The organism is Devosia sp. (assembly GCF_035944845.1).
Classification (GTDB): domain Bacteria; phylum Pseudomonadota; class Alphaproteobacteria; order Rhizobiales; family Devosiaceae; genus Devosia_A.
In genome coordinates this window covers 1-19,915 of the sequence record NZ_DASZAW010000025.1, presented here as the reverse complement: position 1 = coordinate 19,915, position 19,915 = coordinate 1, and the positions used below count along the sequence as shown (strand labels likewise).

Below are 19,915 nucleotides of genomic sequence, written 5' to 3'. Positions count from 1 at the left end.
TGACCTGGCGCAGTGGTCAGAGGCGGAGTGCAGCGCTGCTACCCAGCACATCGCCCGCTACAAGTCGCTTCGGCACGTGATCACACGTGGCGACCTTTACCGCCTGGCCCCGCCCACGCATGGCTCAATCAGCGGTTTCATTTATGTGGCCAAGGATAAGTCGGAGGCCGTCCTGTTCGTCCATCGGGGATTCCGCGAGCGGGCGACCGACAACGAGACACTTCGCATCGATGGGCTCGAGCCGTCTGCTGTCTATACGATCGAGGGCCAGGACGTGGCGATGAGCGGACGGGCGTGGGCACGCATCGGCTACCAGCCTGTGCTGAAGAACCTTGAGGGCGCCGTGCTGCATGTGCAGCGACGCTAGAGCATCTCGCCGGGCATCGCTGGCACACAACTGCGCAAAGGCGCCACACCTGGTAAGGTCGTTGCCCGCAGCTGGAAGGCCTGCCGAACTACTATCTTGGTACCACTGACGACAAGACAATCCCCGCCGGACGCCAGCACCCAAACGACAGCTTCTGGCGTAAGGCGGACAGTCAACTGTGCCTGCTCGCGATGCCATGTTGTCTTCGAGGTCGGGTACCCCGCCGACGCACCGCAAATGCTGGAACGCGGATGGTGCTGTGCTGTGAAGCGCTCTGGCATCGGGGATGTTGACTATGGGCTTCAGCCTTTGACCGCTCCCTCGGTCATGCCGGCGACCATGAAACGCTGGGCAACGAAATAGAGGACCATCAGCGGCACAGAGGAGATGACAGCACCAGCCATCAACGGCCCCCAGGGCAGGGCGTCGCTCGTGATGAGATAGTTAAGCGCCAGCGGTGCCGTGCGCTGGCTTTCGGACGCGATGAGGACCAGCGCGAACAGCAACTCGTTCCAGGCGCCGGTGAAGGTGAAGATGGCAACCGCGGCGATGCCCGGTGCCGACAACGGCAACACGATGCGGATCAGCGCACCGAACCGGGTCAGCCCATCGATCATCCCCTGTTCCTCGAGCTCACGGGGGACGCCGCGGAAATAGCTCTGCAGCAGCCAGGTCGAGAGCGGTAGCGAGAAGGTGAGGTACACCAGCACCAGCCCGACCAGCGAATTGCCGAGGTGCAGCTGCGCCATGACGATCGACAACGGGATGAACAACAGAGAGCCAGGCGTCAGATAGGCGAAGAGGATAAGCCGGCCGAACAGCCCGCGGAAGCGGTAGCGGAACCGCACCATCGAATAGGCGGCGAAGGACGAGATGGTCACCGAGATCAAGGTGACGGTGGTTGAGACGATAAAGCTGTTGCGGATGGCGAGAACGAAATTGCCGTCAGCAAGGAGCTTCGAAAAATTGTCGAGGGTAAGGGTCTTCGGCCACAGCGAGGGCACGCGGTAAATCTCGCGCGGCAGCTTCAGCGAGGTGATGATCATCCAGTAGATCGGCAGCAGCACAAGCAGCACCGCGACGATCAACACGACATAGGTGACGACTCGGCCGGTCCAGAGACGGCGTTGCGCTTTCGTGGGCGCTTTGGCTGAGGCAACAAAGTTGGTCATGGCGAGGGCCATCAGTCTTCCTTCCGCATCATCAGCGAAGTGGCGAACAGCACGAGGATAGCGAGTACCGGCAGCATGTAGACGGAGACGGCTGCCGCCTCGCCGATGCGCTGCGTCTGCATGCCGAAATAGGCCAGCACCGGGAACACCATTGTTGCGTCGGACGGACCACCGGCGGTGAGCAGCCAGACATGCTCGAAGGCATTGGCGGTCCATATCGAACTCAGGACCATCGTGATGATGACGACCGGCAAAATGCCCGGCACGGTCACTGTCCAGAAGCGCTGCCATATGTTGGCGCCATCAACGACGGCTGCCTCGTGCAGCTCTTTGGGCACCGATTGCAGCGCCGCGAGGATGGAGACGAACCAGAATGGGAAGCCGCGCCACACCGACGCAACTATCACTGAGCCCATCGCGGTTGAGCGTTGGCCGAGCCAGTCGATCACTTGTGGGTAAAGCCCGGTCTGCGTCAGAATGAGATTAATGCCGCCGCCGATCGGCTGATACAGCACGCGCCAGATGAGGAAGGCGACGAAGGCGGGCATCGCCCAGGGCAGCATCAGGAACGAGCGGAACAGGCCGCGCCCGGGGAGATTCTGGTGCACCAGCAGCGCCAGGCCGAGGCCGATGAAGAGCTTCAGTGCGTCCGATACCAACACAAGGACGATGGTGTTCCAGATGGCGCTCCAGAACGTTGCGGTGCCGGCGAGGTATTCGAAGTTCTTGAAGCCGATGAAGTTGCCGACGCTGCCGACCACTTGGTCGGTGAACGACACGTAGATGGCGAACAGGAATGGGTATGCGACGAGCCCGAGGATTAACAGCACCACCGGGGCGACGAGGGCGTAGGCGAAGATCTTGACTCTAAAGCCGTTCGGTAGTCGCCAGCGGTTTTGAGTGTCATCCGTTCGAGTGGCGATCGCCATTGCGCTCTAGTCCTCACACAGGTCGGCGTGTTGTGCTCCGAACAAGTCCGCGGATGACGCTGAGCCATCCGCGGCAGTTGGGAGGAATTATGGGTCAGTACTTGTCGTAGATCGCCTGAGCCGACGACTGGGCCTCGTCCATCGCCTTGTCGAAGTCCCAGCTGTCGATCACAACGCGCTGCGCCATCTTGGGGACGATGAAGTTCGACGACACGTCCGCATAGGCTGCGTTGTAGATGTCCGGATAGGCCGGCGCCGTGCCCGCCTTGGCGAGACCGAGAAGGCCCGTGAGGATGCTGTTGGTACCGTCAAACGCCTGAAGCTGCTCCTGGTTCTTCAGAACTGGGCCATAGATCGCCACGTTGAAGTAGGCATTCATGAACTCGGGGTTGGAGAGGTGCTCGAGCAACGCCTTGGCTTCGTCCTGCACGACGCTCCCCTTGGTGATGGCACGCGCCTGCGGGGTGATTGGGGTAATCTGACCTTTAGGACCGGCCGGGAGCGGTGAGAAGGCGCTCGCTTCGAACAGTTCCGGATCGTCCTTGCTGGCAGCAATGCCGACCGAGCCGGTATTGGCGATGAAGGCAGCCTGTCCAGAGAGATAGGCCTGGTTGTCGCCTCCGCCGTCCCAGGTCGTGTTGCCCGGAGGGAACACCCCCTTGTCCCAGGCGTCCTTCAGCCAGGTCAGGTAGGTCCGGGTTTCTTCGGACTTGATGGTGACTTTCTTGCCTGCGTCGTCGGCGATACGGCCGCCATAAGACTGCAGCACGCTCATCTGCACGTTCCCGTCGGCAACGTTGGAAAGTGCGAGACCAAGCCCGGAAACCGGCGAAGCGTCGACGGCAGTCGCCTGAGTGACCAACTCTTCCCAGGTAGCGGGGGGTTCGGCGAAGCCGGCGGGCTCCAGCAGGTCCTTACGACGGAGGAGCAGGTTACCGCTGATGCCGAACGGTAGACCGGTGCGGCCGCCGGCAAGGGCAGACGTATCTGCTGCGCGATCCAGCCCTTCAAACCAGCCGCCCTGGGCCTCGCCGACCTTCTTGTAGAGCTCATCGATAAGAACGAACTGGTTCTGCCGCGACAGCAGCAGCAGCAGGTCGAGGCCGACGTCGAGCGCATCCGGCATGGTGTTGGAAGAAACCGCCGCCGATACTCTCTGCGTGGTCTCGTTCTGATTGATCATCACCACTTCGGTCTCGATGCCGTTGGCGGCACCCCAGGCAGTGATCGTGTCGACGAGCATCTTGTTCGCCACGTCCGACAGGATCATGCCACCCCAATAGGTGAGCTTCTTGGTCTGTGCGATCGCCGGCATCGGAAAGCCGCTGGCAGCGGCCAGGGCAAGGCCGCCGGCAGCAGTTGTCAGCACCCGACGGCGCGACCATCCAGAGCCCTTGTTCGTCATATCGTTCATTGGTTCCTCCTCCACATACTCCATCCATTCAGATGGCGTATTGTTCCATTCATCCTATCAATGGGATGATTGGTAACGTAGCAGATTTGCGATGTCAATTGAGGCAGGGGCGCCCACGGAGTCTCGACGTCTCAGCCAGCAATCATCGACGGTGCTTGCACGAATGTGATCGGAGCCCGGCGGCGCGAGAGGTGATCGCAATCGTGGCCCTTGGCAGCTGAGCTTGGAACGACGCCTGTCGCTCTACCGGTACAACCAGATGCCGCGAACGCGGAGGTTGATTTCAACTGGGCTTGACCCCTATGGCGGCACGACCCGTCTGGAAACGACGCCGTCATCCAGCCGCCCTGCTCGACCCGCACGACTAGACGCCGCTGGTTCGGGCCTTTTCGGCCGAGATGGTAACAGGAGCGGCGCGTGCCAAGGCCTATTACCGGACCCGACCCAGATCCTCAGTGCCATCCGGGCATCCAGCGGAGAGGTTCGCTGAGCGTGTTACAGCGATCAGTTGGGCCTCACCGTCAAAAGCGGACATTGAGATGCCCTCAACTGGGACGAACGGAGGTGCTCCAAGCAGCTCGTTGGGGATGCGAGCGCCTTAGCCAGGTCCATTCGCCCCACTTCGGATCCCAGATGCCAGTATTGCTAAAGTAAACGAAAACCACACCATCACGTTGAGTACCCGCCTCGGCAGATGCTGCCTCGATCGCACCCGCCACATCCGTTGACTCGCTCTCCACCCACCCAGCACCACCCGGTCCGTTCACGTATCGACCGACCACCGCTACGCGTTGATCGGTCCGTTCCAGGATAGATATGACCACTGAATCAACCGGCACGGGCTGGTTAGTTTTGATCCTGATAATGGGAATGCTCATGTGGTTCTGCTGCTAACTTCAAGGCGATAGCGGGTGATGAATGGCGAGCTGGGATCGAGTTCGATTGCCGTCGGGAAACCAGATTCCGCAATTGGGTTGCTGGCGGTCGAAATAGCCGGACCAAGATCGAAGGCCGAGCAGATCGGTTCAACCCCCAGGGCGAGGTGCTTGCCGTTCCAAGGAAAGGCCGCACGACCACGGTTGCTGAACCAAAACAGGAGACTCGGGAAGTGTTCGGGCTGCCAGGAAAGGCGAGCGACGTAGCCTTCGCGCCCGAAGTGCAAACCGACGTGACCACCGGTCCCGACCAACTGCAACAGATCTTCGACGTCCTGATCAAGCGGCAGTCGGGTAGCATCGAGGGTTCCGCCGGAGCGCGTGGGCGCCCGATCTAGCCTGTCGAAGCGCTCATCTGGCAGGAACAAGGAGGCGCCCGCTTCGACCGTCCCAGGAAACGTGCGAACATGATCATACGAACCGGGCTCGAGATGTAGGTCATCTCCTGGCTGCAGGCGGAATGTTGGGTGCAGTCCAATGGGCAAGCGGCAGGCTTGTCGGACTTGGATCTCAAGCTCGAAGTCCAGGGCTGGCGCGGCAGGGTCGGCGACGATTCGTCGATGCAAGCGCTGCACTGGATGGTCTTCTGGATAGTCGAGCACCATCTCGACACTGCCCTCTGGGGCATCAGCGTATCGCCAGTGATGATTAGAGCCAAAGCCATGTGGAACGTCCGCTCCCGCGAACGTCGGCCCTGATGGTGTCCAAGCCGACGGCAGGTCGCGAATGGCATCTGTCCCGAACGGTACGCACGGCCATTCGCCGCGCAACTCGCGCAGTACCCCGGGCAAACCCGCCCGCCCGGGATCGGTGCCCCAGGAAGCAATATGTAAGGGACTGACCTGACGGCCATCTGGCAATACAAAGGTGGCAGGACCCATCATGCCGCCCAACGATTGGACAGCAAAGCAGCCGTGAGCCCAGGCTACAGCACGACGCTCAGTCAATTGGCTCCGCCTGTCCAGGTTACTCATCCAGCAGGTATCGGTTCTCGGCCATCCCAGGGACATCGACCTGCATCGAGAAGAGACTGCCAGCTAGCCGGTTGCCTCGCGGCGACACGATCGACGCGGAGGTAACGAACAGGGTTTTCAGGTCGGGCCCACCAAAGGTGCAGGTCGTAACGTTTTGGACCGGCATTTCGACGACGCGATCTACCTGGCCCAGGGGACTGACGCGTACAATGCATCCTCCGCCAAAACGGCAGTTCCAGACATAGCCTTCCGAGTCGATCGAAGAGCCGTCCGGCAGGCCGCGGTCGAAACCAGCAAAATAGCTGCGCTCGTTGCGTACGGAGGCGTCGGCGCTCGCGAAGTCATACTCATACAATTCGTTCTCCAGCGTATCGCCAAAGTAGAAGCGATCCCCCGCGGGACTCCAGCAAAGGGTATTGGAGATGCCCAGGCCGTCGCGCCAGCGGCTGACCGACCCATCCGAGGCAACCCGGAAGAGCACGCCGTGGCCTTTTCCGCCTTCTTTGAGCTCGGCGTCGGTATCGAGATTGTTCTTCATCGAGCCGAGCCAGAAATTGCCAATCGGATCGGCCCGACCGTCGTTGAGACGCACCTCAGGATACCCCTCGATACTGAATCCATGATCGCGTCGGACGTCGGTCTTTGGCCACCAGTAGACTAGCTTCGAAGCCAGCGCGACGAGCATCCGATCCGGGTCGGACGTTAGGGCCAGCGCTACAACCGGCTCCATGAAATGCCAGGAGCGAACTGACCCGCTGGCGCAGTCCAGCCGATGCACCAGAAAGCGCATGACATCGACCCAGTAGATGGCGTTTTCCTGGTGGGACCACACCGCCGCCTCACCACACCGATCGCCCACAGGGGCCACACAGACGACTTCAGAATGGGACATCTCTAAGCTCCTATTCGGCGGCGGCTGCCAACGACCACGATGCTCCAAGGGCATCGGCGTTCTTCACCAAAGCCTTCATGTAGCCAAGCGCATAGGCTTTTCCGGCGTGCCACGGCGATTGGCAGGACATGGCAGGCGTGTGATCGGGGATCAGCACGCCTTGATAATTCTCATCCCGAAGGATGCGAACGATCTCCGCCATGTCGATATCGCCTTCATCGACGAACGCCTCGTAGTAGTGGGGGACCTTGCCCTTGACGTTGCGGAAGTGGATGTATCCGATACGCCCGGACCGGGCGAAGCGCCGAACGTGCTCGTAGATGTCACCCCCGGGCATTTCCTGGAGAGTGCCGAGGCAGAGTTCGAGCCCATTGGCGGGCGAGTTCACGATCCCCATCAGCCGGTCGAACTTTTCGGGTCGGTTCACCAGCCGAGCCGTACCACGCAACTGTTCCGCCGGCGGGTCGTCGGGGTGGGCCGCGAGGACGACTCCGACTTCCTCCGCGACAGGAACCAGCTCGACGAGGAAACGGCTCAGGCGATCCCACATTTGATTGGTGTCGGCCGACACCGCGGCAGCACCGGCAATGGGTCGCCGATAGCGCATGTTCCAGACCACGCCGTCCGGCAACGGTAGCGATTGATCGACCGGCTCCATGCCAAATCCGACCGAGTCCGCGTTGCCCCGCGCATAGGGACCTCGGGTCCAACCGTAAACTCCGGCGAGCGAGAAGTTGTAGCCGATGCAAGGGACACCCGCCCGACCAGCGTCGCGTACCAACTGCTTTAGACCATCCATCTGACGATCACGCTCGGGCCCGTCGAGAAGGATGTCGTACCAGAACTTCGGAGAGAAGTTCTCGATGGCGGCAAGTTCGAGGCCAGCCGCGCGTACATTCGCGACGAGCGCGGACATCTCGTCGAAGTTCCAGAGCGTGTCATCCGAACAGTCGCCCCACCCGGCGTCGCTACTGCCGGAGCTGATGGTCGGATCGGCACCTTTGAAATAATTGGTCAGGTGAGCGACGATATGCGTCGCGCCGGCCTGTTTGGCGAATGCGAAATTTTCCGGCGTTAGTTGCTCCCGGTAGAGCCCAAGTCCGATCTTCATGATCCCCTCCTATTTGACCCCGATGCCGGCGGTCAGCCCACCGTCGATGCGGAAATCACTACCTGTGATGAAGCCGGCACGATCTGATGCGAGGAATGCGACCAGTTCGGCCACCTCTTCAGGTTCGCCGATGCGGCCAATCGGATGCGCGGCTCCGAAACGCTGAAAGGCCTCTTCCTCCGAAACTCCCTCGCCACCGTAAGTTCGTGCAGCCAGCGATAGGAGCGGAGTGCGTACAGATCCCGGGCTCACGGAGTTCACCCGGATGCGCTGGTCGGCATGATCGAGAGCCATGGCACGTGTCAGGGCGTGGATAGCCCCCTTGGTTGCAACATAGGCCGCGACGTTCTGCTGGCAGTTGTGCCCCTGCACGGACGAGATGTTGACGATGGCTCCGCCGCCTCTTCGCACCATGTGCGGGATACCGACGAGCGCCGTCAGGTGGATCGACCCAACGTTGACCGACATGCAGCGTGCCCACGTTTCCGAGGTCGTCGTCGCGACCGTGCCGAAAGGATGGATCGCCGCAGAGTTGACGATGATGTCCAGGCCGTCGAAGCGATCAACCGCTTCACGCACGGCGTCTCGGACTTCCACTTCCTGTGAGACGTCGATTCTGCACGCACGCATGTCGAGCTGACGGTCCTTGGCGATGTCATTGAACGTCGCGTTGGCCGCGTGATCGTTGCCGCAGGCGAGAACCTTGCCACCCGCTGAAGCTATGCGGATCGCACATGCGAGACCTATGCCGGAAGTGCCCGTAACGAGTGCAGCTTTGCCCGAGAATTCCTGTGGTGTTGCGTTAAGCATCGCCATCCTGCTCTGCCCCCCTCCGCAGCTGTTCTGTTGACTTTGACACTTTGGGAGAAAACGCGAGCGCACCCGGCCCCGCGAATGCGTCGTAGCCCAGACTCTCCTCAATGCGCAGGATCTCGTTCCACTTTGCCATACGCTCGGAACGCGTAATGGAACCGACCTTGAACTGGCCTGCATTCCATCCAACGGCAAGGTGCGCGATGGTCGTATCCTCGCTCTCGCCGGAGCGAGCCGAGACGATCGCGCCCAGGCCAAGCTCCTGTGCTTTCAACAGGGCGGCGTGGGTCTCCGTGACCGTTCCGGCCTGGTTGGGCTTGATCAGAACACAAGTGGCGAGACGGTCGCGTGCAGCTTCCTCGACGCGGGCGGCGTCGGTGACCAACAGGTCATCTCCAACGACCTGAACACGGTGACCGACAGCCGCGACGAATGCCTGGAAGCCCATCTTGTCGTCCTCGGCGAAAGGATCCTCGACAGACAGAATCGGGTAGCGAGTGACCCAGTCGACAAGCATCTCGCCCAAGGCATCCCGATCCAGCTCGCGCTTCTCGAGGCCGAGGGTGTAGCGGCCGTTCCGGCCGAACTCCGAGGCGGCAACGTCGAGAGCAATCCACACATCGTCGCCGGGTATGTAGCCGGCCCGCTCAATGGATCGTACCAGAAGGTCCAGCGCCTCCTCGTTGGTGTCGAACGCGGGCCACCAGCCCCCCTCGTCGGCTACACCGTAGCGGCGGTCCTGCTCGGCGAGCAGGTTCCCGGCCGCGCGATAGACATTTGCAGTGCGCTCCATCACTTCGTCGAAGCTGCGTGCCGAGGGGCATACGACGAGAAAGTCCTGAATATCGACGCGACGCCCAGCATGTGCGCCACCGCCGAAGATCTGGATCTCCGGGACCGGGATCCGTACCGGTGCACCATTCGCCAGGTAGCGCCAGATCGGTTGGCCGGAGGCAGCGGCCGCTGCGTGCAGCACGGCCATCGAAACCGCGATAATGGAGTTGCCGCCGAGTCGCGATTTCTGCGGCGTGCCGTCGAGAGCGATCAGCGCCCCGTCAACGGCTTGCTGGTCGGCGGCGTCCATGCCGATGAGCATAGCCGCGATCTCGCCATTGACGTTGCTGACGGCTCGCGCAACGTCGTATCCGCCAAGATGTTGGCCTCCATCCCGCATGTCGAGGGCCTCGCCGGAGCCCGTCGAGGCGCCCGCAGGCGCGATTGCCCTGCCGCGGGCTCCACTCTCCAGGATGACCTCGGCCTCAACGGTGGGACGACCGCGGGAGTCCCACACGCGACGCCCCACGATCTGCTTGATGAGGTGCCTCATGCGAGTACTCCGAGTTCGACGAGTGACTGGGCCCACGCGCTGCGAATGGTCGCAAGGTCTCGCGGCGAGCCTTTGATGAACGGCACGGCAAACCGTCGGACGAAGGACTTGGTCTCTTCATCGGTGAGATACTCGACGGGGGACTTGCCATCGATGCGGGCAAGAAGCAGGGCCGGAAGCAGCGCCGCCGCGCGCGCTTCCAGGGCCGGGGCCTCTTCCCAGCGGACGTTCTGCAGATAGCCTTCCGCCAGGGCGTCGAAGCCGGCGAGAAAGCCCGAGGCGGCCGCTGGGGTCCACAGGCATTTGAGAAGCAGATGATTCAGACAGAAGGCGAGATCGAACGCCGGGTCGCCGTACCATGCGCATTCCGCGTCGAGGAACACCGGCCCAGTCGGGCCGGCCAGAATATTCTTTGGCGAGATGTCGCCATGTACAAGCGACCGATGCGTCGCGAGCGTCCGCGCTCCCAGCGCAAGCAGCGGCTCGGCAATCTCGGGATGACGGGATGCGGTGAACTCGAGATACGGCTCGATCCTCAGGGCACGGAAGAGCGCATCATCATTGAACTCGCCGGCGATGGTGAGCAGGTCGGCGGTGCTTGCATGAATTGCGGCGAGGGTTGTTCCCACCTTGCGCGCGAACGAGGGGTCGACTCTGCCCGCCCTAAGTTCCTGCTTCCAGACCGGGTGGGTCGGAGGGTCCAGAAAGTCCATCGCGAAGAAGCCGAGTTCGGGACTGTGCGCGAGTACGCGAGGCACGGCATTCGGTGCTGCCGAGGTAGCGAACTTCAGCCAAGCGACCTCGGACGCATTGCGGCTCACCGGCGCGCGCCAATCCGCCGCAACTCGCAGCTTTTCCAGAGCACGCTTGACCACAAACCGTCGTGGCCCGCTCTGCACGACCCAGATGTCGGATGCAACGCCGCCCGTAAGCGGCACCAGGTCGACTGGCGCATTGGCCTCGACAAGCCCGAGTTGTCGCAGCCCCGCTATGGTTGCCTGCCGAGCGTCTAGGGTCATGCCGCAGTTCCCGCCAGCGGGGACGCCACGGTCCGCTGTAGCTGCTCACCCAGGTGATCGATGCCGAGCCGCATGGTTTGGCCAGCACGGAGGAATACCGGTGGCTTCTGTCCGAGGCCAACGCCCGGCGGGGTGCCGGTGCTGATGATGTCACCGGGCATCAGCGTCATGAACTGGCTTACGTAGCTTACCAGTTCGTAGACACCGAAGATCATGGTGCGGGTGCTGCCGTTCTGGAACCGGTGTCCATCGACCTCGAGCCACATGTCAAGGTCGTGCGGATCCGCGATCTCGTCCTTGGTCACCAGCCACGGTCCGATGGGACCAAACGTGTCGTAACCCTTGCCCTTGTCCCAGGTGCCGCCGCGCTCGACCTGGTAGTGACGTTCCGAGACATCGTTGATGAGGCAGTAGCCGAGAATGTAGCGCTCGGCGTCTTCGATCGACACATGCGACGCGCGTTCCCCGACGACGATGCCGAGTTCTACTTCCCAGTCCGTCTTCAGCGAGCCGGGTGGAATGTAGACGTCGTCGTTCGGCCCCGTCACCGCGGTGACAGCCTTCATGAAGATGATCGGCTCTTCGGGAATTGGAGCACCCGTCTCGGCGGCATGGTCGGCATAGTTGAGGCCGATGCAGATGAATTTGCCCGGGCGCGCTACGCAGGCCCCGATACGTGCGCCCGGTTGGACGACAGGCAGCGACGCGAGGTCGACGGTGGTTGCCCCGGCGAGCTTTGAGATCGTTTCTGGCGCAATGTCGGGGACGATGCTGGAGATGTCGTGGATCGTGCCGTCGGCGGTCAGCGCCGCTGGACGCTCCGCGCCTTTCTCGCCGTACCGTAGGTATCTCATGTTTTCGTCCTAGTTGGTGGCTCCGCCGTCGAGCACCACGACCGAGCCGGTCATGAAGGCGCTTTCGTCGGCGGCGAGGTAAGCGGCGAGGGCCGCTACTTCGTCAGGTTGACCGAGCCGGCCCATCGGCTGGCGGGCGATGAAGGCGGCCTTGGCTGCGACCGGATCGGCATTGCTGTTGATCCGCTCGTCCAGCGAGGGTGACTGGATCGTGCCGGGGCATATCGCGTTGAACCGGACGCCATCCTTGACGTGGTCGGCGGCCAGGGCCTTGACCATGCCGATGAGAGAGGCCTTCGAAGCCCCGTAGGCGACGCGGTTCGGAAATCCACCCACGGAGGACGCGGCCGATGCGATCACGACGACGCTTCCAGACCCGGCGCTGAGCATGCCGGGGAGTACGTTGGAAATCACATGGAACGCGGAGTCCACATTGATCCGGAAAGAGCGCTGCCAATCATCGTAGCTCGTGGCGGCAAGGTTGCCCTGGTGCACCCAACCCACGCATTGCGCGAGGACATCGCACCGATACCCCGCCAATACGCGGGCTACCGCCGACGGATCCGTCGCATCGACCGCAATCGTCGTGAAGCGCGGCCCGCTCAACTCCTCCAGCCGTTCGGCGTTCAAATCGAGTGCTAGGACATCGGCGCCCTCGGCTGCCAGACGCTCGGCGATGGCGCGGCCGATACCCTGGGCGGCGGCGGTCACAACCGCACTCTTGCCCGCCAGTCGGCCGGGGTTGGCGGCGCTCACATCACACCGAAGGTTTCGAATGCCTCGACCGTACTCATACCCTTGTCGATCGCCTCGCGAACCTTGTTCTCGGTGGTGACCTTTTCGAAGGCGCGGGCGAAGGCCTCCTGCTCGGCTTCACGAGGGACGACCAGCACGCCGTCACGGTCACCGAACATGATGTCGCCTGGACGTATCCGGATCCCGCCGATCTCAATGGGAATGCCGTAGTCGACGACCTTGCCGCGCGGGCCCTGGTCCTGAGCGTACGACCCATAGCAGAAGGTCGGGTAGTCGAGCTTGAGAATGCCGGCGCTGTCGCGGCAGTAGCCGTCGCAGACGGCGCCCGCGGCCTTGAGGTGGAGGGCACGTGACGACATCAGTTCGCCCCAGAGCGCATAGCTGGGCGACGAGCCGGTGCAGACGTAGACTTCGTTCGGCTTGAGGCTATCGAGTGCCTCGAACACCAGGCCGAATGGCTTTGCGGTAAGTTCGGAATGTCCGCCCGCGACGCTCACCCCAAAGAAGTCTGCTTCGAGGACGGGCATGGCCCTTCCGATCGTCACCATGTCGTCGCGCAGTGGTTTGATCCGCGGCGGCAGGAACTGCTTCAACAGGCCCATGGTGTCGAGGATGTCGCCGACAACGGCGGTAAACAACCTGCCCCGCACGGCAGCGAAGAGTTCTGAGTCGTCTGCGAATGACGCGTTCATGAGTAACCTTTCAAATGATGATTGGGGAGAGGGGCGGGGTCGAGATGACCCCCGACCTACCTTCGCTTGCCGACTTGATCGAGGAGGACGGCGATGATGAGGAGCGTGCCGAGAGCAACTTGCTGGGCAAACGAGGAGAGGCCCAACAGGGCGAACCCATTTTGCAGGACGCCGAGAATACTGACCGCGATGAGGGTCCCGACGACCGTGCCTCGACCTCCGGCCAATGACGCCCCGCCGAGGATGACGGCGGTGACGACGGAGAGGAGGTATGGTGCGCCAACCTGAGCTGAGGTCGCGCTCAACTGCGAGGTGAGGATCAGCCCCGACACCGCGGCGGAAAGCCCGCTCACGACGTAGAGGAGGAAGCGGGTGAGGTCGACACGCAGTCCGGCGAGCCGGGCGGCTTCGAGATTGCCACCGGTGGCGTAGATGTTGCGACCAATCGTAGCCCGCCGCTCGACGAACAGAAACACACCGAAAAGGACCAGGAAGAGGAGCAACTGGAATGGGACACCGAACACCCGTCCCGTTCCCAGGAAACTGAATGCAGGGTCGTCGATAAAGAGCGTTTGCGAACCGGAGATCATGTAGGCGAGGCCGCCAAAGATCGACAGCGTTCCAAGCGTGGCAACCAGTGGATCGACCTTCAGGCGGACGACGAGCAGGCCGTTTGCCGCGCCCACGGCTGCGCCAACGGCAAGGCCGCCAATCGCCGCGATCCAGATGTCGACTCCCTGCCCCAGGAGCACACCGAAAAGGACTCCCGAGAGCGCCACCACACTGCCAACCGAGATGTCGATTCCTCGGGAGATGACCAGGAAGGTCTGCGATAGCGCCATAATACCAAGAGCGGCCGAGAGCGCCCCGATGTTGAGCAGGTTGCTCTGCGACAGGAAGTATGGGCTCGCGAAGCTGAAGTAGGCGACTACAATGATCAGCACGACAAGCAGTCCTTGCCGTCTGGCGCGCAGCAGAAGGCTGAAGCGCTTGCCAGGCATGTTGGGACGCACCGTTGCGGGGGTGTCAGTGGACATCTGCGTTCCTTCGGCTACGGGGTTCATGATGGCTCGCTCAGCGTCGGTCGATGCGAGGCCGCGGCTACCGCCACTTCAATTTCTTGCGGATGCAGGATTTCGGCGGCCACCCGGCCGTCACGCATGACGATCACGCGATCGGAGATCGCGCAGATCTCCTCGAGGTCCGACGAGCAGATCAGGATCGCTGTGCCCTTGGCCGCCTGGTCGCGGATCGTCTTGTACATTTCGGCCTTCGCGCCGACATCGACGCCTCGCGTAGGCTCGTCCATGATCAACACACGCACGCCAGCGGCGAGCCAACGAGCGACGAGAACCTTTTGCTGGTTGCCGCCGCTAAGAGTGCCAATCACGCTTGTTGGTGTTCCCTTGATACTTAATTCGCTGCACAGTGAGGTCGTCAGCGTTGTCGCCTTGCTGCGATTGAACGCCAGCAGGGTTGTGAGCTGCGGCAGCATTGCAAGCGTAGTGTTGAACTCGACGTTTTGATCCAGCACGAGACCTTGGCTTCGCCGTTCGGCGGGCACGTACCCCATGCCGGCCGCCTTCGCCGCCCGCATCCCGCCTGAGAGCCGGACCGGCTGGCCTTCTACTGTCACCGATCCATTCGAGAACTCGCTTGCGCCGACGATGCAGCCAGCGACCTCCTCGCGACCGGAGCCGAGGACGCCATACACGGCGACGATTTCGCCGGCACGAACTTCAACGCTGAAGTCAGCAAGGTTGCGACCGGCGAGACGTGTCGCCCGGAGCACCACGGGGCCATCTACGAGAGATCGCTCGGAGTCCCCCGACGAGAGTGCACCGACCATCGCGGAGACAACTGCTCGCTTGTCGAAGTCTGGTCCTTGGAACGATCGCGCAACACGACCATCCCGCATGACCACTATCTCGTCGGCGAGGTGGTATACCTCCTCCAACCGGTGCGAGATGTAGATCACTCCGACGCCGTTCGAAGCCAGGGACTTGACCGCACTAACCACCTGCGCGGCCTCGTCACCACTAAGTGCCGCTGTGGGTTCATCCAGAACGATGACGCGGGTTCCACTGGCGAGCGCCCGGGCAATCTGCACAAAAGCCCGTTCGGCTAGTGTCAGGTCATGGACGGGCGTTGATCCGTCTAGCTCAGCACCAAGAAATGCGAGCTTTTTGCCGGCCGACTTTTCGGTGGCAAGCCGATCGAGCACGCCACGCCTCGAAACCATGTTTCCCAGTTCGATGTTCTCTGCGACGGACATGTCGTCACAAAGCGTCAGCTCCTGCGGGACCAGGCTAATACCCCGCCGGTGCGCGTCGACCACGTTGGCTAGATGAACCGACTCGCCGTCGACTTTGAGTTCACCCGAGTCAGGGCGTTCGAGTCCGGTGGCAATTTTCATCAAGGTCGACTTGCCGGCTCCGTTCTCCCCGAGCAGGGCGATGATCTGCCCGGGGAGAACACGCAAACTAACCCCATCAAGTGCCTGGATGCCGCCGTAGCGCTTCGCAATGTTGATAGCTTCCAACGCGGGGGCGATTGACATCACAGGTCACCTAATGAGGCTGGGGAGTTACTTGCAGGTGTCGGGGTAGGCCGCGACGACATCTGCCTTGCTGGCCCACTGCTGGGGCAGGTAGGTAACTTCCGGTAGGTCCTTGCCCTGAATCTTGGCTAGGATTGCCGGCACGATGTATTTGCCCCAGTTCTCGGGGTAAAAGGCGACGCCACCGACGTAGAGGGGCGAAGCGCAGACGAACTTGGCACCGCTCGGGGCCACTACGCCCATACCGGCGACATAAACATTCTCAGTCCGGCCATTGGTTTGAAGGGCGCGGGCGAGACCGGCTACCACGTCGTCATTGACCGCCGTGACGGCGATGGCCGAATCCGCCGGCAGCTTGCTCAGGACACTGATTGCGGCCGTGTAGCCGCTATCTGCTGAAGCACCACCGTCGACGCGGACCACCTGACTGTCGGGGAAGTTGGGGAGCTTCTCGCGCAGCCCCTCGAGCACGCCGTTTGCACGGGCAAGAACCGCATCTCCACCAGCGGGGAACTCGCCCAAGAGAAGTACAGCAGTATCGGCCTTGCCGGCGGCAACCAGACTATCTGCCAGGTTGCGCCCAGCGATGCGGCCGGACTCCTGGTCTTCGATGCTCATGAATGGTGCGCCTGGCGCCGGGACGGCCACGGCAATTGCAGGGATCCCTGCAGCGTCAAGTGTATCCATGATACCCTTCTGCGCCGAGGCAACGACCTGGAACAGCACGACACCGTCGACCTTGCGCTCAACGAAAGTCTTGACGTTGGAGAGGGCAGTGGCGGGATCGACGTTGTCAGTCAGGACTACGAATTCGACACAGCCGAGCGCGGACGCGACCGCCTTCATGTCACCTGTCATGGCGGCGGCGAACTCCTGCACGTCGGAGAACACGTCGTAGCCAATCGTGTAGGTTTTGCCGGCGCAAAGAGCCGGGGTTGGGTTGCCGAATCCCAGATCGGCGGCCACGTCTGCGGCAGGGGTTCCGGCGCTCGGTGCATTCTGCACAGCGGTGGCGGCGAGGCTGCCCTGTAAACCAAACAGTGAAAACAGTCCCATGGCCACTGGCATGGCAATCGACTTGACGTTCATATGTTCCTCCGTTCACATGGGAATGGTTCCATTCATCCCACCAATGGGATCATTCGTAGCGCTGGAGAGTGGCGCTTGTCAATCAGGGTAGGTGCTTCATGGATTCCCGACGACTAAGCCAAGTGGTGATTGACAGGGTGCTTGAGCAAATTCGTGAGCAAAAACTAGGGGTTGGTGACAAGCTGCCGCCGGTTCACGAGATGATGCAAAGCTTCGGCGTCGGTCGGAACTCGATCCGTGAGGCCATGGCGAGTCTGGTGGCGCTTGGGGTTCTACAGGTACGTCCGCGCATTGGGGCAACCATCGTCTCCGGGGTAGGATCGACCGCGCTGCCGTCGGCGTCGCTTTCACTCCTGCTCAGCGAGCGATCCGTCTGGGACCTCTACGAGGCAAGATTGTACCTAGAGGTTGGTTGCGCAGAGTTGGCGGCCGCGAGACGATCTAAGAAGGACCTTGAGGCGATCGAGCTGGCTCAAGCGCACTATCAAACCAACTACGATCGCGGGCTGCCCATCTGGGAGGCCGACCTTGAGTTCCATAGCGCAATCGCCGCAGCTTCCGGCAACCCCGTTCTGGCAACGCTACTTTCGCCACTCTCCGACGTGCTGGCGAGTGCAAGAAAGGCGACTGGAGCTGTTCCGTCGGCGAGGGAGACGGCACTATCGGAGCATCGGGAAATCGCTCAGGCGATAGCGTCTCAGGATGCAGAACTCGCCAAGGCCGCGATGACCAAGCACATTCGATCAGGGCTCCAGGCCCTCAAACAACTGAAGGAAACTCTGGGATAGCCGCGGTGGTTGAGGACGCACTGAACGGGACGATCGTTCGAACTGTCTCTTGATTTTCAATGGCTTGCAGCTTCGCCGAGCGGCAGAAAAATACCGTGGACCGGCGCCTTCTAGACACAGGTGCGATCACTACCTCAAGCGGGGCAGGGCGGCGGGAACGCAGTCGTCTGTCCGCCTGTCTGTCCGCGGAGCATCATGCCCGGAGAGCCGCAGGAACAGCCTGCTACGTCCTGACTCCCTCTCCGCCATTCCTCCTGTCTGATCAGTGGCTTAGGATGTTGCTAACCCCGCGTAGCAGCGCCACTATTGCCCAGCGTTCCCAGCACCTTGGCGGAGGCCACTGACGTCGACTGGGAGCCGTAGCAACAAAACTCCCCGGTCCCTGCGGCAGACACGGTTTGCTCAACCGTCTGTCCGATCGTCTGTCCGTTGTCGGCGGTCGGACTGGACTGTTGATCTGGGTGGAGCGATGGTCCGCCCACAACAACGGCACCAGTTCCTCATGTCTCAGCATCGCGCGCTCACAGCCGCCCAGGTCTCCGCCCTCACGGCGGATGGCGTGCATTGGGTCGCGCCGTCATTGTACATGCAGATCAGAGCGGCGCAGGGGACTCGAAGCTGGCTGTTCCGCTACAGCCGGGCCGGCGAGAACCAGTGGATGGGACTTGGCGCGGTAGCGGACAAGTCGTTGACCGAGGCTCGCGACGAAGCGGCCGTGCTGCGCGTACAGGTGCGCAAGGGCGGCGACCCCATGGCAGAGCGCGAGCAAGTCGCCATTGCTGCCAAGCCCCGCACCAAGGCCCCGACGTTCGCCGACTGCGCCGACAAGTACATCGAGGCCCATCGGGCCGGATGGAAGAACGAGAAGCATATCGAGCAATGGGAGAGTACGCTCAGGACCTACGCCGGACCGGTCATCGGCAAGAAGCCGGTCGACCAGATCGTGGTCGAGGATGTGCTCAAGATCCTGAAGCCGATCTGGTCGACCAAGCCCGAGACCGCGAGCCGTCTGCGTGGACGCATCGAGAAGGTGCTCGGCTGGGCGACGGCGATGAAGTTCCGCACCGGCGACAACCCCGCGGCATGGAACGGTGCACTCAGCCACCTGCTGCCGGCGATCTCCAAGGTGCAGAGGATCGAGCACCACAAGGCGGTACCCTATGCCGAGGTGCCGGCGCTGATGAAGCAGCTGATCTCCAATGACAGCATCAGTGCCAAGGCCCTTGTCTTCACGATCCTCACCGGCGCGCGGACGGGCGAGACCATCGGCGCGACGTGGAATGAGATCGACCTGGACAACAAGCTGTGGACCATCCCGGCGGAGCGGATGAAGGCCGGACGCGAGCATCGGGTGCCGCTGTCCCAGCGAGCCGTCGACCTGCTGAAAAAGCTTCCCCGTGACACCAAGCATGTATTCCCCAACCCGCGCACCGGCAGGGCGCTCAGCAATCTCGCCATGCTGATGCTGTTGCGTGGGCTGCGCGAAGACGGCGCCACCGTGCACGGCTTTCGGTCGTCGTTCTCAACCTGGGCGCGGGAGCAGACCGACTACCCGCGGGAGATCGTCGAGGCCTGCCTCGCGCATGCGTCCGGAGATGCTGTCGAACTGGCATATTTGCGGACCGACTTCCTCGACAAGCGTCGGGAGCTGATGGAGGCATGGGCGAAGTTCTGCCGGGTATGAGGGGCTGCTTGCGCCAAAAGCAGACACCGCTCATGTCACGAACTGGTTGCCCGCTTCCTCCAGGCGGCTTGGCGGCCATCAGGATTGCGACACGCAATTCGCTGCCTTTTGCCTCGACAACGGTCGAGCCTGCTCCGCTTCGCACCGGACGCTAGGCGTCCGCCGAGACCGACTATTGTCGCCGCACATGCAGCATGGCGCCTTCAAGATTCTTTAGCGCAGGCTGATAGCCGATGCGTGCCCACGCCCGACCGCTCATCGCCGTGTCGTGACCCTCGACGATGTAGACGGAGGTCGGATCGAGTCCGTCGATAAGAAGTGACTCGTTGTCGGTTACCCGCTCGCGGAATCCTCGATGGATGAACAGGACGGCCTCGGACTTATCCTTGGCCACATAGATGAAACCGCTGATTGAGCCATGCGTGGGCGGGGCCAGGCGGTAAAGGTCGCCACGTGTGATCACGTGCCGAAGCGACTTGTAGCGGGCGATGTGCTGGGTAGCAGCGCTGCACTCCGCCTCTGACCACTGCGCCAGGTCA

The 19,915-nt window shown here is 62.1% G+C and carries 19 protein-coding genes; 3 read left to right on the top strand and 16 right to left on the bottom strand.

The window, feature by feature from the left end; genetic code table 11:
• The coding region (locus tag VGV07_RS03835; RefSeq protein WP_326867368.1) for a GH36 C-terminal domain-containing protein at window positions 1-367 on the top strand (367 nt) is incomplete at its 5' end.
• A gap of 302 nt (window positions 368-669) precedes the next feature.
• Here VGV07_RS03835 and VGV07_RS03830 read toward each other — a convergent pair.
• The 15 genes from VGV07_RS03830 to VGV07_RS03760 form a co-directional block, all read right to left on the bottom strand.
• Window positions 670-1,551, bottom strand: a complete 882-nt coding sequence (locus tag VGV07_RS03830) for a carbohydrate ABC transporter permease (protein ID WP_326867367.1) — start codon at window positions 1,549-1,551, stop codon at window positions 670-672.
• Entirely contained in the window at window positions 1,551-2,468 is a 918-nt protein-coding gene (locus VGV07_RS03825) for a sugar ABC transporter permease (protein WP_326867366.1), read from the bottom strand. Before VGV07_RS03825 ends, VGV07_RS03830 begins: the two co-directional genes overlap by 1 nt.
• Window positions 2,469-2,562: 94 nt before the next feature.
• Entirely contained in the window at window positions 2,563-3,882 is a 1,320-nt protein-coding gene (locus VGV07_RS03820; protein ID WP_326867365.1) for an ABC transporter substrate-binding protein, read from the bottom strand.
• A gap of 874 nt (window positions 3,883-4,756) precedes the next feature.
• Entirely contained in the window at window positions 4,757-5,422 is a 666-nt protein-coding gene (locus tag VGV07_RS03815; RefSeq protein WP_326867364.1) for a hypothetical protein, read from the bottom strand.
• A 361-nt stretch (window positions 5,423-5,783) separates the two neighbouring features.
• On the bottom strand, window positions 5,784-6,683 hold the full coding sequence (locus VGV07_RS03810) for an SMP-30/gluconolactonase/LRE family protein (protein WP_326867363.1): 900 nt from the start codon (window positions 6,681-6,683) through the stop codon (window positions 5,784-5,786).
• A gap of 10 nt (window positions 6,684-6,693) precedes the next feature.
• On the bottom strand, window positions 6,694-7,794 hold the full coding sequence (locus tag VGV07_RS03805) for a mannonate dehydratase (protein WP_326867362.1): 1,101 nt from the start codon (window positions 7,792-7,794) through the stop codon (window positions 6,694-6,696).
• A 9-nt stretch (window positions 7,795-7,803) separates the two neighbouring features.
• Window positions 7,804-8,610, bottom strand: coding sequence for an SDR family NAD(P)-dependent oxidoreductase (locus tag VGV07_RS03800; protein WP_326867361.1), 807 nt, complete (start codon window positions 8,608-8,610; stop codon window positions 7,804-7,806).
• The gene (gene eno, locus VGV07_RS03795) at window positions 8,597-9,934 is read right to left on the bottom strand and encodes a phosphopyruvate hydratase (RefSeq protein ID WP_326867360.1); all 1,338 of its coding nucleotides are present in this window, start codon (window positions 9,932-9,934) and stop codon (window positions 8,597-8,599) included. The genes VGV07_RS03800 and eno overlap by 14 nt, the downstream gene beginning before the upstream one ends.
• Entirely contained in the window at window positions 9,931-10,953 is a 1,023-nt protein-coding gene (locus tag VGV07_RS03790) for an aminoglycoside phosphotransferase family protein (RefSeq protein WP_326867359.1), read from the bottom strand. Before VGV07_RS03790 ends, eno begins: the two co-directional genes overlap by 4 nt.
• Window positions 10,950-11,807, bottom strand: a complete 858-nt coding sequence (locus VGV07_RS03785) for a fumarylacetoacetate hydrolase family protein (RefSeq protein WP_326867358.1) — start codon at window positions 11,805-11,807, stop codon at window positions 10,950-10,952. Before VGV07_RS03785 ends, VGV07_RS03790 begins: the two co-directional genes overlap by 4 nt.
• A gap of 9 nt (window positions 11,808-11,816) precedes the next feature.
• Window positions 11,817-12,518 carry an SDR family oxidoreductase gene (locus tag VGV07_RS03780; RefSeq protein ID WP_326867357.1) on the bottom strand — a complete coding sequence of 234 codons (702 nt, stop codon included), beginning with the start codon at window positions 12,516-12,518 and terminating at the stop codon, window positions 11,817-11,819.
• Between the two features lie 41 nt (window positions 12,519-12,559).
• A complete protein-coding gene (locus tag VGV07_RS03775) occupies window positions 12,560-13,255 on the bottom strand; it encodes an RraA family protein (protein ID WP_326867356.1) in 696 nt (231 codons plus the stop codon).
• A gap of 56 nt (window positions 13,256-13,311) precedes the next feature.
• The gene (locus VGV07_RS03770) at window positions 13,312-14,292 is read right to left on the bottom strand and encodes an ABC transporter permease (protein ID WP_326867355.1); all 981 of its coding nucleotides are present in this window, start codon (window positions 14,290-14,292) and stop codon (window positions 13,312-13,314) included.
• 23 nt (window positions 14,293-14,315) lie between these two features.
• On the bottom strand, window positions 14,316-15,815 hold the full coding sequence (locus VGV07_RS03765; RefSeq protein WP_326867354.1) for a sugar ABC transporter ATP-binding protein: 1,500 nt from the start codon (window positions 15,813-15,815) through the stop codon (window positions 14,316-14,318).
• 27 nt (window positions 15,816-15,842) lie between these two features.
• Complete coding sequence (locus tag VGV07_RS03760; RefSeq protein WP_326867353.1) at window positions 15,843-16,904, bottom strand: sugar ABC transporter substrate-binding protein; 1,062 nt, start codon at window positions 16,902-16,904, stop codon at window positions 15,843-15,845.
• A gap of 98 nt (window positions 16,905-17,002) precedes the next feature.
• Between VGV07_RS03760 and VGV07_RS03755 the strand changes: the two genes are divergently transcribed.
• Both VGV07_RS03755 and VGV07_RS03750 read left to right on the top strand, forming a co-directional pair.
• The gene (locus VGV07_RS03755; RefSeq protein WP_326867352.1) at window positions 17,003-17,692 is read left to right on the top strand and encodes a FadR/GntR family transcriptional regulator; all 690 of its coding nucleotides are present in this window, start codon (window positions 17,003-17,005) and stop codon (window positions 17,690-17,692) included.
• 502 nt (window positions 17,693-18,194) lie between these two features.
• Entirely contained in the window at window positions 18,195-19,376 is a 1,182-nt protein-coding gene (locus VGV07_RS03750) for a tyrosine-type recombinase/integrase (RefSeq protein WP_326867351.1), read from the top strand.
• 172 nt (window positions 19,377-19,548) lie between these two features.
• Here the strand turns inward: VGV07_RS03750 and VGV07_RS03745 are convergent.
• Window positions 19,549-19,915, bottom strand: a 367-nt coding sequence (locus VGV07_RS03745; protein ID WP_326867350.1) for a GH36 C-terminal domain-containing protein, incomplete at its 5' end; no start/stop codon positions are given.

What these genes read in the sequence shown, in the direction of transcription:
- VGV07_RS03750 (WP_326867351.1), top strand. Translation starts at nt 18,195, where the DNA reads ATGTCTCAGCATCGCGCGCTCACAGCCGCCCAGGTCTCCGCCCTCACG.
- VGV07_RS03830 (WP_326867367.1), bottom strand. Translation starts at nt 1,551, where the DNA reads ATGGCCCTCGCCATGACCAACTTTGTTGCCTCAGCCAAAGCGCCCACG.
- VGV07_RS03815 (WP_326867364.1), bottom strand. Translation starts at nt 5,422, where the DNA reads ATGGTGCTCGACTATCCAGAAGACCATCCAGTGCAGCGCTTGCATCGA.
- VGV07_RS03810 (WP_326867363.1), bottom strand. Translation starts at nt 6,683, where the DNA reads ATGTCCCATTCTGAAGTCGTCTGTGTGGCCCCTGTGGGCGATCGGTGT.
- VGV07_RS03800 (WP_326867361.1), bottom strand. Translation starts at nt 8,610, where the DNA reads ATGGCGATGCTTAACGCAACACCACAGGAATTCTCGGGCAAAGCTGCA.
- VGV07_RS03770 (WP_326867355.1), bottom strand. Translation starts at nt 14,292, where the DNA reads ATGTCCACTGACACCCCCGCAACGGTGCGTCCCAACATGCCTGGCAAG.
- VGV07_RS03765 (WP_326867354.1), bottom strand. Translation starts at nt 15,815, where the DNA reads ATGTCAATCGCCCCCGCGTTGGAAGCTATCAACATTGCGAAGCGCTAC.
- eno (WP_326867360.1), bottom strand. Translation starts at nt 9,934, where the DNA reads ATGAGGCACCTCATCAAGCAGATCGTGGGGCGTCGCGTGTGGGACTCC.
- VGV07_RS03760 (WP_326867353.1), bottom strand. Translation starts at nt 16,904, where the DNA reads ATGAACGTCAAGTCGATTGCCATGCCAGTGGCCATGGGACTGTTTTCA.
- VGV07_RS03785 (WP_326867358.1), bottom strand. Translation starts at nt 11,807, where the DNA reads ATGAGATACCTACGGTACGGCGAGAAAGGCGCGGAGCGTCCAGCGGCG.
- VGV07_RS03825 (WP_326867366.1), bottom strand. Translation starts at nt 2,468, where the DNA reads ATGGCGATCGCCACTCGAACGGATGACACTCAAAACCGCTGGCGACTA.
- VGV07_RS03805 (WP_326867362.1), bottom strand. Translation starts at nt 7,794, where the DNA reads ATGAAGATCGGACTTGGGCTCTACCGGGAGCAACTAACGCCGGAAAAT.
- VGV07_RS03790 (WP_326867359.1), bottom strand. Translation starts at nt 10,953, where the DNA reads ATGACCCTAGACGCTCGGCAGGCAACCATAGCGGGGCTGCGACAACTC.
- VGV07_RS03755 (WP_326867352.1), top strand. Translation starts at nt 17,003, where the DNA reads ATGGATTCCCGACGACTAAGCCAAGTGGTGATTGACAGGGTGCTTGAG.
- VGV07_RS03820 (WP_326867365.1), bottom strand. Translation starts at nt 3,882, where the DNA reads ATGAACGATATGACGAACAAGGGCTCTGGATGGTCGCGCCGTCGGGTG.
- VGV07_RS03775 (WP_326867356.1), bottom strand. Translation starts at nt 13,255, where the DNA reads ATGAACGCGTCATTCGCAGACGACTCAGAACTCTTCGCTGCCGTGCGG.